Annotated in this window: 10 protein-coding genes; 5 read left to right on the plus strand and 5 right to left on the minus strand. The window is 55.5% G+C overall.

Going from position 1 to position 12,755, the window contains the following annotated elements:
• Positions 1-91 precede the first annotated feature (91 nt).
• The gene (locus tag ABD949_RS08390; RefSeq protein ID WP_345242470.1) at positions 92-742 is read left to right on the plus strand and encodes a hypothetical protein; all 651 of its coding nucleotides are present in this window, start codon (positions 92-94) and stop codon (positions 740-742) included.
• Positions 743-799: 57 nt separating this feature from the next.
• On the opposite strand, the gene uxaC is transcribed toward ABD949_RS08390, so the two are convergent.
• Positions 800-2,221: a glucuronate isomerase gene (gene uxaC, locus ABD949_RS08395; RefSeq protein WP_345242472.1), complete on the minus strand. Its 1,422-nt coding sequence runs from the start codon at positions 2,219-2,221 to the stop codon at positions 800-802.
• Entirely contained in the window at positions 2,218-3,423 is a 1,206-nt protein-coding gene (uxuA, locus tag ABD949_RS08400) for a mannonate dehydratase (RefSeq protein WP_345242474.1), read from the minus strand. The genes uxaC and uxuA overlap by 4 nt, the downstream gene beginning before the upstream one ends.
• Positions 3,424-3,487: 64 nt before the next feature.
• On the opposite strand from uxuA, the gene ABD949_RS08405 reads away from it, so the two are divergent.
• The 4 genes from ABD949_RS08405 (at position 3,488) to ABD949_RS08420 (ending at position 8,311) form a co-directional block, all read left to right on the plus strand.
• On the plus strand, positions 3,488-4,834 hold the full coding sequence (locus tag ABD949_RS08405; RefSeq protein WP_345242476.1) for an MFS transporter: 1,347 nt from the start codon (positions 3,488-3,490) through the stop codon (positions 4,832-4,834).
• A 124-nt stretch (positions 4,835-4,958) separates the two neighbouring features.
• Positions 4,959-5,954: a PfkB family carbohydrate kinase gene (locus ABD949_RS08410; protein ID WP_345242478.1), complete on the plus strand. Its 996-nt coding sequence runs from the start codon at positions 4,959-4,961 to the stop codon at positions 5,952-5,954.
• Positions 5,955-6,036: 82 nt separating this feature from the next.
• The gene (locus ABD949_RS08415) at positions 6,037-6,705 is read left to right on the plus strand and encodes a bifunctional 4-hydroxy-2-oxoglutarate aldolase/2-dehydro-3-deoxy-phosphogluconate aldolase (RefSeq protein ID WP_345242480.1); all 669 of its coding nucleotides are present in this window, start codon (positions 6,037-6,039) and stop codon (positions 6,703-6,705) included.
• Positions 6,706-6,763: 58 nt separating this feature from the next.
• On the plus strand, positions 6,764-8,311 hold the full coding sequence (locus tag ABD949_RS08420; protein WP_425576738.1) for a tagaturonate reductase: 1,548 nt from the start codon (positions 6,764-6,766) through the stop codon (positions 8,309-8,311).
• A 129-nt stretch (positions 8,312-8,440) separates the two neighbouring features.
• Here ABD949_RS08420 and ABD949_RS08425 read toward each other — a convergent pair whose 3' ends face one another.
• The 3 genes from ABD949_RS08425 to ABD949_RS08435 form a co-directional block, all read right to left on the minus strand.
• The gene (locus tag ABD949_RS08425; RefSeq protein ID WP_345242482.1) at positions 8,441-9,112 is read right to left on the minus strand and encodes a 3-keto-disaccharide hydrolase; all 672 of its coding nucleotides are present in this window, start codon (positions 9,110-9,112) and stop codon (positions 8,441-8,443) included.
• 68 nt (positions 9,113-9,180) lie between these two features.
• The gene (locus ABD949_RS08430) at positions 9,181-9,993 is read right to left on the minus strand and encodes a formylglycine-generating enzyme family protein (RefSeq protein WP_345242484.1); all 813 of its coding nucleotides are present in this window, start codon (positions 9,991-9,993) and stop codon (positions 9,181-9,183) included.
• The gene (locus ABD949_RS08435) at positions 9,977-12,712 is read right to left on the minus strand and encodes a PQQ-dependent sugar dehydrogenase (protein WP_345242486.1); all 2,736 of its coding nucleotides are present in this window, start codon (positions 12,710-12,712) and stop codon (positions 9,977-9,979) included. The genes ABD949_RS08430 and ABD949_RS08435 overlap by 17 nt, the downstream gene beginning before the upstream one ends.
• Positions 12,713-12,755: the final 43 nt, after the last annotated feature.

Below are 12,755 nucleotides of genomic sequence, written 5' to 3' on the forward strand. Positions count from 1 at the left end.
AACACCAGCCTGGGAAGTTTGCGTAGATTCCCTCAGTCGTTGAAGTATTTATACGGTTGTTACCGTTTCGACTAAAGGCTACCTTCGGTACATGAAAATTTATCTATTACCGTTGCTGCTGGTATGCAGTGGTCTGGCAAAGGGCCAAACCACTCCGGTGATTACTGAGCAGGCCGATTCGCTTGCGGACAACAGTTTTGCACTATTGAAGCACCGGCACAATATAGTAAAGATAAACCCCCTTAGTTTAGCATTAGTACAAGTCTCGGTTTTCTACGAACGAGCCTTATCTCCGCGCTTATCAGTCGTAGTAGGCTATGGACAGGGAAGCAATACACGGGATTTCGGCCGTCAGACAGAGTTGGGGGGCGGCACATATCGGCGGGGTACCCTGGAGCTACGCCGGTATTTTTCTAACCAAGGTTTGAAGGGATTCTACATAGGCCCTTATATGCGTTTTCTTCGCATAACCGAGTTTGATTATGTTTACGATCAACAGCGGCAAGTCGTTAAAAACAGCAACGGCACAGTTCAAACAGTTTACCGACACGCCAATGTATGGGTGACGGGTGTGCTAGGAGGGTATCAGGTCCATGCCGGGCGATTTACTGTAGATACCTTTCTTGGACTTCAGCATCAATCGTTGGTGGGTACACTTAGGCGAGGAAACCAATTTGTGGAAGCCTTAACGGCAGAAGGTATTGTAGCCCGGTTCGGTCTAACGTGCGGCTTCAACTTTTAACGGAGGGTGGCCGCCAAGCAAAAAAGAAGGGGAAGCTGATTAGCCTCCCCTTCTTTTTTAGAATCCAAAATAGCCCTTTGCGTTGTTGTAGCAGATATCCTGCACCAGCTTGCCAATCCACTCGACATCGTTTGGCAGTTCACCGTTCTCGACATCGTTGCCGTAGAGGTTGCACAGAATACGGCGGAAGTACTCGTGGCGCGGGTACGACAGAAAACTGCGCGAGTCGGTAAGCATGCCCACAAAGCGGCTCAGCAGCCCCATGTTCGACAGCGCGTTCATCTGCTTCTCCATGCCATCCTTCTGATCCATGAACCACCAGCCCGAGCCGAACTGAATCTTACCCGGGACGGAGCCATCGTTGAAGTTACCCGCCATCGTCGCTATTACTTCGTTGTCGGCGGGGTTCAGGTTGTAAATGATGGTTTTGGCGAGTTTGTCCTGATCATCCAGACCACCCAGGAAGCGGGATAAAGAGCGGGCCTGGGCAAAATCGCCGATAGAATCCCAACCGGTATCGGGCCCCAACTCGCGCAGCAATCGGCGGTTATTGTTGCGTAGCGCACCGAGGTGAAACTGCTGCGTCCAGCCTTTTTCCCAATCCCATTCGGCAAACTGAACCAGCATAAACGATCTGAACTGCTCGGCCTCCTCCGGGGTAATCGTCGTCTGGTTCAGCAGGTTCCGGAAAATGCGCTGAATGTCACTGTCCGTGTAGGGGACCGACGAAACGGTTTCCAGGCCGTGATCCGACAGGCGGCATCCCATCTCAGCAAAGTAATCGTGGCGCTGCTTCAGGCAGTCGAGGTAGTCGTTCAGTGTCCGGATTTCCTGATTGCAGACTTCGCCTACCCGCTGCACATAACTCCGTAAAACCTCCGGATCATCGACGTTCATGGCTTTGTCGGGGCGGAATGTTGGCAGCACCTGGGTGGCAAAGCCGCTGTCGGCGATCTGGCGGTGGTATTCGAGCGAGTCGATCGGATCGTCGGTGGTACACACGACCCGCACATTGAAGTGCTGCAACAGGGAGCGTGTCGTCCATCGCTCGCGCAGTTGCTGGGTGCAGGTATCGTACACCTCGCGGGCCGTATCCGGGCTCAGCACTGTCTCCACGCCGAAGGGGTTTTTCAACTCCATATGCGTCCAGTGATACAGCGGATTCCGCATGGTATACGGCACGGTCTCGGCCCATTTTTCAAACTTCTCGTAATCGCTGGCGTCACCGGTACAGTAGTGTTCAGACACCCCGTTGGTGCGCATGGCCCGCCATTTATAGTGGTCGCCGTACAACCAGATCTGCGTCAGATTGTCGAACCGCTTGTCGGCCGCAATCTGGTCGGGCGGCAGGTGACAGTGGTAGTCGATAATCGGCATGTCTTTGGCGTACTCGTGGTAAAGTCGCCGGGCCGTTTCGGTCTGGAGCAGGAAATCGTCGTCGAGGAACGACCTGACAGAGTTGAGGGTATCTACATTCATATCGCAGCAGTCGGTTGGTTACTCATTCGGTCAATGCCCAGCATCAGACCACGCAGTTCGGCCAGGCCACGTAAGCGGCCGATGGCTGTATAGCCGGGGTTGGTCCGTTTGCCGGAGTTCAGGTCATCGAGCATCCGGTGGCCGTGGTCGGGGCGGAACGGCATCCGGAGGTCGGTGCGGCCTTCGTCGGCCCGGCGTTTCTGCTCCTGCAACAGCGCCCGCATCACGCCAAACATATCCACGTCGCCTTCGAGGTGATTGGCTTCGTGGAAATTACCGTCGGCATCGCGCTGAGTGCTGCGCAGGTGGATAAAATGCACCCACGGGCCCAGCCGCTCGACCATGCCGACCAGATCGTTATCCGGCCTGACCCCATACGAACCGGTGCAGAAACAGATACCGTTGGCAGGCGACTCCGCAGCGGCCAGCAACTGCCGGGCATCCGCTTCGGTGCTTACCACGCGGGGCAGCCCCAGAATCGGGTACGGAGGATCATCCGGGTGAATGGATAACCGCACACCGGCCGACTCGGCTACTGGAACAATCTCCCGCAGGAAGGCATACAGACTGGTTCGAAGTTCGGTATCGCCGATGTGCTGATACGTGTTCAGCGTCTCCTGGAACTGCTCCACGGTATAGCTCTCCTCCGAACCAGGCAGACCCGCAATGATGTTGCGCATCAGCCGTCGGGCCTGCGTTTCATCGAGGGCTTCGTAGCAGGCTTTCGCTTTGCGTACCTGCTCTTCCGAATAATGCTTATCTGCACCGGGACGCTTCAGGATGTATAATTCAAAAGCCGCAAACTCGGCCGCATCAAACCGGAGGGCCGTCGAGCCATCGGGCATGGGGAAGTCCAGATCGGTGCGGGTCCAGTCGAGTACGGGCATGAAGTTGTAGCAGACCGTATCGATGTCGCATTCGGCCAGGTTGGCGATGGATTCCTTGTAGTTTTCGATGTACTGCCGGTACTCGCCCGAACGGGTTTTAATCGCTTCGTGAACCGGAATACTTTCGACGACCGACCAGGTTAGACCCATTTTTTCGATGTCGGCTTTCCGCTTCCGGACTTCTTCAACCGTCCAGACTTGTCCGTTGGGAATGTGGTGAAGCGCGGTAACGATGCCGGTTGCGCCGGCCTGGCATATATCCGACAGGGTTACGGGGTCATTGGGACCGTACCACCGCCAGGTTTGTTCTAACATAGTGGGAGCTTTTGGGTAAAAAAGCAGTGACATCTGCTTTTCTAACAAATAGAGTTGAGATTTCATGAATATTACCGCTCCGTCACCCGGAAACTACCGCTGGCGCATGGTCGCGCTGCTGTTTCTGGCGACTACGATCAACTACGTAGACCGGCAGGTACTTTCCTTTACCATGACGGATGAGTTGTTCCGGAAGGAGATGATGGGCGTTGGTCCGGATCAGATTCTTACGCAGGAGGCTTTGGATCGGTTCAAAATTCAATATGGTGATGTCGATGCCGCGTTTAAGTTTGCCTATGCCATCGGGTTTCTGGTGGTTGGCTGGCTTATCGACCGCATCGGCACCCGCCGGGGCTTTGCCCTGGGTATCTACGTCTGGAGTATTGCGGCCGTCGCTACCACGTTTGTAAGCTCGATGCGGGGGCTGGCGCTGGCCCGTACCAGCCTAGGTATTGGTGAAGCGGCCAACTTTCCGGCAGCGGTCAAAACCGTATCCGAATGGTTTCCCAAGCGGGAGCGCTCGTTTGCCAGTGGCCTCTTCAATGCCGGCGCAAACGTGGGAATTATTCTGACCGCGCTGGTAGTACCCTGGCTAATCCTGAAATTTGGCTGGCGTAGTTCGTTCTTTGTGACGGGTATTCTGGGTTTTATCCTGCTTGCGGTCTGGTGGTTTACCTACACCAAGCCGCACCGGAACCCCCGTTTGTCGAAAGCGGAACTGGCCTATATTCACAGCGATAATGACCAGGAACAGCAGCCGCTGAAGGTATCCTGGGGTAAGCTGCTTTCGTACAAGCAGACCTGGGCGTTTGCCATCGGTAAATTCATGGCCGACCCCATCTGGTGGTTCTACATGACCTGGCTGCCTGATTTTTTCAACTCCAACGACGCGCTGGAGCAGCGCCTGGACCTGAAAAGCTTTGGAATTCCCTTCCTGATTATTTATATCGTTTCAGATGCCGGTAGCGTCTTTTTTGGCTGGCTCAGTACCCAGTTTATGAACCTGGGCTGGACGGCCAACCGCGCCCGTAAAACAACCATGCTGATCTGCGCCCTGTGCGTAGTGCCCATTTTCTTCGCGGCTCAGACCAGCAGCCTGTACGTAGCCATCGCTTTAATTTCAATGGCTACGGCTGCGCATCAGGGTTGGGCCGCCAATATGTATACCTTTGCGTCTGATCTGTTCCCGAAAAGTGTCGTAGCCTCCGTAACGGGTATTGGCGGTATGTTTGGCGCGGTGGGTGGTATCCTGCTGGCCTTGCTGGCTGGTCGGATCATCACCGCATTCGGGTATTTGCCTATGTTCATTATCGCCGGCTGCGCGTACCTGATCGCGCTGACCATCATCCACCTTGTTTTGCCGAAGCTGGAGCCGGTGAGTGTGGAGGAACTGGAGAGTGTGGTGGTATAGCAGGAGGCAGCAGGAGGGTTAATCCGGCCGCAGGGCGGAATATTGCAACTTACTAGCCGCATAGCGGCTAAAGCCGCCGGAAACGGCTTCGTACAGGCAGCCCGGAGGCTGCTTCTGACAGCGCATGAAGAAAATTGTAACGTTTGGCGAAGTCATGATGCGGTTGAGTCCGCCGGGCTTCGAGCGATTTACGCAGACTACTACACTAGACATTGCCTTTGGCGGGACTGAAGCGAACGTAGCCGTTTCGCTGGCTCATTTCGGGTATGAGGCCGCCCATGTCACCCGTTTTCCCGATCATCCGCTGGGGCATTCAGCCGTCAGCTACCTTCGCCAGTTTGGGGTTGATACCCGTCATATCCGCTACGGCGATGGCCGTTTAGGATTGTATTTCCTGGAAACGGGAGCCGCCAGCCGCGCCAGCCAGATCGTATACGACCGGATCGATTCGGCCTTTATGCGCATCCAGGCCGATGAGTTTGACTGGGAAACCATTCTGCAGGGAGCCGACTGGTTTCACTGGACCGGCATTACACCCGCCCTTTCTCAGGGCGCTGCGGATTGTTTATTGACCGCTATTCAAACGGCCAACCGGCTGGGCGTACCCGTATCGGGCGATCCGGTTTACCGCAGCAACCTGTGGCAGTACGGCAAGCGGCCGCAGGAGGTTATCCCGGCCCTGACAGAAGGGTGTACACTGGTGCTGGGCAATGCCGGCCTGTTTGCGCATCTGTACGACATCCAGGAAAAGGACAATGAAGCGGCCGCTCAGGCCCTTCGGCATCAGTTTCCGAAAGTGCGGTACGTGACCGACACCAACCGGGAGCAGCTCAGTGCGTCGCATAACCGGCTGTCGGCCTGGCTTTACGATAAGGAGCGGGCGTACCAGTCGCGCACGTACGATATTCAGCCGATCGTCGACCGGATCGGCACCGGCGATGCCTATATGGCCGGTCTGATTTACGGCTTACTGACCTATGCCGACCCACAGCAGGCGCTGGAGTTCGGCGTAGCCGCATCCGTACTGAAGCACACGATCCTCGGCGATGCCAACATTGCCTCCGTCTCCGAAGTCAACACCCTGGTGCAGGGAGATACGTCGGGGAAGTTGAAAAGATGATTTTTTAATGTTCCAAGTTCCATGTTGGTTTCGACAGCTATTAATCTGAAACCTGGAACCTAGAACCTGAAACAAACTTAACATGCGTTTCGACCGACTTACCGTTTACCAAACCATCCGACAGGTGCCGCTGGTGCCGGTCTTTTACCATGCTGACCCGGAGATCTGTGCCGGGGTCTTAGCGGCCAGCTACCGCGCCGGTATCCGCGCGTTTGAGTTTACCAACCGGGGCGATTTTGCGCACGAGGTCTTTGCCGACATCAACCGCCAGGCAGCCCGCGAGTGGCCCGATATGATCCTGGGCGTTGGTACTATCTTTGATGCGCCGACGGCTGCTTTGTACATCCAGGCGGGGGCTAACTTTGTGGTGGCGCCGACGTTTAACCCGGAAGTGGCTCGTCTCTGCAATCGCCGGAAAGTGGCGTATATGCCGGGTTGCGCTACCATGACCGAGATCAGTAATGCTGAGGAATGGGGAGTGGAGGTCGTAAAGATATTCCCCGGTGATACACTCAGCCCCAAATTTGTGAAGGCGCTGCGCGGCCCGATGCCGTGGACAAAGGTGATGGTAACCGGTGGAGTAGAACCCACCCAGGAAAGTCTGGAGAGCTGGTTCGGGGCGGGCGTGACGGCCGTGGGTATTGGCTCCCAACTTTTTCCGAAACACCTGCTGGAGAACCGAAACTTCGACAAAATTGAGCAAACTGTCCGGCAGGCGGTACAAATTGTAAACACTTTGGTTACTCAATAACTTTTTTAGACGCGGCTGCGACAATCATTCAAGACACCAACCGTTAGCTTACTTTACCATGAATAGCAGTACCGTTATCCCGACAAGTACGATGGACAACCTGTCAAAAGCCTTGATCCCGGCTGATACGCCCCCCGAACGCGTGCTGCAATTCGGCACCGGCGTGCTGCTCCGTGGCCTGCCGGATTATTACATCAATAAAGCCAACCAGCAAGGGAAGTTCAACGGCTCTATCGTGGTGGTGAAGTCGACGGAGGGTTCTACCGATGAATTTGCCCGGCAGGACAATCTGTATACCGTGGTGGTGCGGGGTATTCAACAGGGTCAGCCCATTGCCGAGAACACCGTGGTAACGGCCATCAGCCGGGTACTGGCGGCCCAGACCGACTGGAAAGAAATTTTGCGGCTGGCGCAGAACCCCGACCTGCAGATCATCATTTCTAACACCACGGAGGTAGGCATTCAGTACGTAGAGGAAAGCATATTCCAGCACCCGCCCCAGTCGTTTCCGGCTAAGCTGACGGCCTTTCTCTACGAAGTGTTTAAGAACTCCGGCGGCTCCAAAAAGCGGGGCATGGTCGTTATTCCAACCGAACTGATCACCGACAACGGGCTGAAATTACGCGATATAGTAGAGAAACTGGCGAAGTACAACGAACTGGGCCGCCTGTTTATGAAATGGCTGAAGTATCATGTCCGCTTCTGCAACTCGCTCGTCGACCGCATTGTGACCGGTCGTCCTGACGCTGAGCGGTATCAGCAACTCCAGCAGGAACTCGGCTACCAGGATAACCTGCTGACGATGACCGAGCCCTACCGGCTCTGGGCAATTGAGGGTGACGATCGGGTGAAGGAAATGCTCAGCTTTGCCCAGGCAGACAGCAGCATTATCATTGAGGAAGACATCACCTTCTACCGGGAGCGCAAACTGCGCGTCCTGAACGGTTCCCACACCCTGAGTGTGCCGCTGGGTTACCTGATGGGTATGGAAACCGTGTACCAGAACAACCAGCACCCGGTGATGGCGCGGTTTATTCAGCAGTTGATGCTGGAGGAAATTGTGCCGACGGTGCCGACCGACACCATGCCCGAAGCAGGCCCTACCGCCATCGAGCAGTTTGCGCGGGATGTGCTGGATCGCTTCCGTAATCCGCATATCGTACACCTGTTGCCGAATATCCTGACCCAGCAAACCTCCAAGATGCAGGCCCGCAACGTGGCCACCATCCAGCGGTATTATGATAAATTCGGTACCGTGCCGCAGCATATGGCCTTAGGTTTTGCTGCCTATTTGCTGTACATGAAAGCCATACGGGTGGAAGGCAATACGTATTATGGGGAGCTAAGCGCTTCTGGTCAGACGACTACATACCCGATCCGCGACGAGAAGGCCGATTACTTCTACCAGTTGTGGCATACCGTGGATGTGCATGATTCGGCCTCGGTCCGGCAGTTCGTACACAGTGTCTGCGCCGATACCGTGCTGTGGGGAGCCGACCTATCGGCATTACCTGATTTTGCGGATACTGTTGCCCGGAACCTCTCCGACATGGTAACGCTGGGCGTAGAAGCTACGGCAGCGAAGCGGTTGTCAGCATCGGTATAGGGCAGATACATCATATAATCTCTTAAATCCCTAAATCCCCTAAAGGGGACTTGTTCGCGGTTAAATACTGGGTCCAAGTCCCCTTTAGGGGATTTAGAGGTTTTGCGCCGTCGCTGTTAAGTAACGGTGCTACTTCAACTCTTTAATAGCAATGTTGCGGAATCGGTGAGCACCCCCTGGTTTCCAGGAGCCGGCCATGCTGAAGGCCTTAGCCGCCGGGGAGTATACGGCTGACCAGTGCAGCTGCAGGCCAATCATGCCCTCGGTGGCACCGGCAGTGAAGTCGTTTTTGGGCTGCGTTACGTCCCACATCTGTTCACCATTCACCCAGAGCGTGAGGTGAGGTACCTCGCCTTCCATTCGGATGCGGAAGGAATTCCAGTCGCCGGCTTTCCAAACCTTATCGATGTTGGTCGCCTGAGCGCCCTGACTAATGGGCAGCATTTCACCCAATAGATTACCCAGTCCGCCGGGTAGCATCAGTTCTACCTGATACGCCTGAGCGCTTTCCGTAGAGCGCAGAAAGATGCCGCCATTGCAGAAGGAGTCTACCTTCGCTTCCAGGTACAGCTCGAAGTTTTTGTACTTCTTATCGGTCAGCAAAACACCTCCCTGCCCGTAGGGGTGCTGTTTCAGGGTAATGACGCCGTCTTCCACGAAAAAATTGCCGGTGGCACCCTGATGGGTCGTCCGGCTCATGTGCCAGCCGCTCAGGTCTTTCCCGTTGAAGATAGGTTTAAACCCAGCCGGTATACCTCCAACCTGCGCCCGCGCCAACCCGACCACACACAACAGCAGCATCAGTAAGATAGCTGGTTTCCAAAGTCTACGTTTATCATTCATCATTCAATCACTCAATCATTCAACACTCACCTGGCCTCCATCACTACCCGAAAACCCACATCCCAGCCGTTGCCCGGCCCGGCTGCGTGGGTCGTATACGTAGCGTTCTTTACGTCGCCGACAAAAGAAGCGCCTTTCAGTACATGCTGTTTGCCCGAGCGGGGCGGTTTAGGATCAGCGAACATCTTTTCGTTGTAGTAATCCTGCACCCACTCCCAGACATTGCCCAGCGTATCATACAGCCCCCAGGCGTTTGGCTTCTTCTGACCTACTTTGTTGGTTGTACGGGTGCCCATCTGGGCTACCTGCCGGATCTCCGACCAGGCAATCTCATCGTCCGCACCGGCGCGGGCGGCATATTCCCACTCAAACTCGGTTGGCAGCCGGTACGTTTTACCTTTTTCGAGTTGGTTCAGTTTCTTCAGGAACGCCTGAGCATCCTGCCAGCTTACATTCTCAACCGGATGCTGACCGGCATCTCCACTGACTTTACTACCCTGAAAAACGGACGGATTGCTGCCCATGACCTGCTGCCACTGCGCCTGCGTTACCTCGAATTTGCCGATATAATACGGTCGACTGATGGTGACCGGAAAACCTGGCGAAGCGTCCTGCGTAGCGAGTTTCTCCGCCAGTTTATAGTCTTCCGCTGTCCAGTTGAGGCCCCGGCCCTGCGTTGCCTCACCCGGTTTTGGATAGGTGGGCTGGAAGCGGCCAACAATCATCTTTCCCGGCTTGATCAGCACGAACTCCATACCAAGGCTGTTGGTGTATGTTGGTGCCTGCGCAAAAAGCTGCGTCAGCGGCAGCAGCCAGAACAAGCTACTTAATCGTGTCATACAGGTTTATAGTTGCCAGTGGAAACAAGGCATCTTTCGCCGAAGCGTTGGCATTCTTAAAGACAAAGTACAGATCGTGCTTTCCCTGCACTTCTCTGATGGTGACGCGGGTCGGTGTGGTCTTGGCGTTTTTGTCGTTGCGCGGTTCCCGGCCCCAGAAACTATTCATACCACCCGGCATCTTTTTAATGTTGAAGTATTCTTCCTTAACCTCCGCCGTGCCCAGCAGTTCACCGGTCGGGGAGCCCAGACGGATTTCTACGTCACCGCCCATATAAATGTCGTACAGGTGCCAGTTGGGCCGGAACTCGATCTGCCGGATACCGGTCAGATCAATCTGCCGGAAGCCGATATGGGAGTTGGGTTTGGTGGTCAGGAAGGTAAACTCATCGAGCTGGTCCCGCACCGCACCGCCCTGAATCACATCGGCTTCCGTTGGGATCAGTTGCGGCCGGCGCAGCACCACGATGCTTTCTGAGGTGTGTGAAGGCACTTTTGTGGGTTTATCGGTATAGGCGGCCCGCAGGATGTAGAAGCCATTGCCGCTCTCGCCTTCTGGGATTATGGGCGTGTAAGAACCCTCCACCGGTAGCGTACTGATGGCTTTGTTGGTAACGTTTAGAATGTAGTTTGTTATAGTTCGGGCTTCATGCACTGAAATTGTTGGGTGGGCGGGCATGGCGGCTTCGCCCCAGACGCCGGCACCCCCTTCGCGGATCTTCTTTATCAGCCGGTCCATCGCCTGCGGATCCGCTTTGTACTTGTTGGCGATGTCGGTAAAGGAGGGACCCACGGCTTTGGCGTTGATGGCGTGGCAGGTGTTGCAGTCGCTCTTCCCCATCATCGCTCTGGCTACTGCAAACTGAGTGGAGGCATCAACCTGCTGGTGCCCCAACTGCACATCTACCAGATCAAATCCCTCCGAAACATAGTCGATACTCATCGCCACCTGCGCCGGGTTAATCTGGCCTGAGGTTGCATTCGAGCCGACCAGTGTTCCGTCTTCCCGATCGGACACCGCTACCTGGTATTGTATGGGTTTGTTGGGAAAGAAAAAGCTGCTGTTACCGGTCAGCGACAACGTAACCACCGGTGGTTCATTGCCGGCAATAATACGGACCGTCTGACTGTTCTTTGCGCCTTTGGCATCGGTCACCGTCAGTGTGGCCGCATACACGCCGGCCTTGTCGAAGGGTACAGTTGGATTAGCTGTGGTAAATACCCTCGCGGTGCCGCCGGCCGGGGCTACTTTCCACTCGTATTTCAGCGCATCACCGTCGTAGTCTTTGGTGCCGGCGGAGGATAAGGTAACCGTAAGCGGCAGCGCTCCACCTTTCTTACTGGCCGATGCCTGTACCACGGGCTTTCGATTACCGGCATTGTACTCGATTCGTACCAGCCGGGACTCTACACCTGAGCGGGCGGTATTGCCACCGTATTCCAGCACGTACAGATCACCGTCCGGACCAAATTTCAGGTCGATGGGCTGGCGGGGGTGGTAATCCGGCGCAAACCGCTCCATCGACTGGTAGTTGCCGTTGGCGTCCATCGTAATCGCCATGATCCAGAAACGCGACAGGTCGGCCGCCAGCCATTTGCCTTCGTAGTAAGCCGGGTAGGGTCGTTTAGGGTTCTGAAAATCCGAGCGGTGGTATATGGGGCCGCCAATAGCCGCCCGCGAACTGGACCCGACCAACGGAAACTTCTCCGAAACCGCGTAGGGATAATAGATGAAAGCGGGCTGCGCCGGTGGTAGTTCGGTGAGTCCGGTGTTATTGGGGGAACGGTTAATGGGTTTGTTCGGGTCCTGCTTCGCACCGGCTTTGTTGGCGGCAAAGTCGAACATGGGGTAGGCATAATTATCACCGATGAAGTATGGCCAGCCGAAGAAGCCGGGCTTCCGGGCCTGATTGAACTCATCGTAGCCACGGGGGGCGTTCTCGGTATCCTTGTCGGCATCAGGGCCTATTTCACCCCAGTACAGCCAGCCGGTTTTGCTGTCCAGCGACGGCCGCCAGGCATTGCGGGTGCCCATGACGTAAATCTCGGGCCGCGTTTTGGCACGGTCGGTACCTTTTGGAAACAAATTTCCGTTGGGTATCGTATAGGGGGCCGCCCCTGCGGTCCCATTCGGCTCTGGATGGATACGCAGAATCTTGCCGCGCAGGTCGTTGGTGTTAGCGGCTCCGCGCTGATCGTCCCATTTACTGCGGCCGGGCCGCTCGTCGGTTTGCGCTACGTAAGAGTTGCCGGAGTTGTTGCCGACGGTCAGGTACAGATTGCCCTTGGGATCCCAGACCATACCACCCCCGGTATGGCTGGTACCGTCGCGGTCGACAGGAATCTCCAGCAAGACCTTCCTCGAACGTTCGACTAGCTGATCATTGACCAGTTCCCAGCGGGCGAGAATCATTTTACTCTCGGTGGGCGGGGCATAATAGAGGTAAATCCAGTGATTTTTGGCGAAGTTCGGATCGAGGGAAAGACCCACCAGTCCCTGCTCATTGTGGGTAAAAACAGGTATGGTCGCAATGAGACTGACCGTTTGCGTAACCGGGTCATATTTTTTCAACTTCCCATGCCGCTCAATGATGTAGGCAGTTCCGTCCTTCAGCACCTCAAACACCATTGGCTCATTGAGCGAGCCCTCCGGCGTCAGAACCACCGGCGTAAACCGGTTAGCTTCCGGCTTCTTTGGGTCCTGGTTTATAAAAGACAAAAGCAGACTGCCCGCTGTCAGCAGCAGAAGGCTTATTGAACGA

The sequence above is a fragment of the Nibrella saemangeumensis genome, from assembly GCF_039541915.1.
Classification (GTDB): domain Bacteria; phylum Bacteroidota; class Bacteroidia; order Cytophagales; family Spirosomataceae; genus Nibrella; species Nibrella saemangeumensis.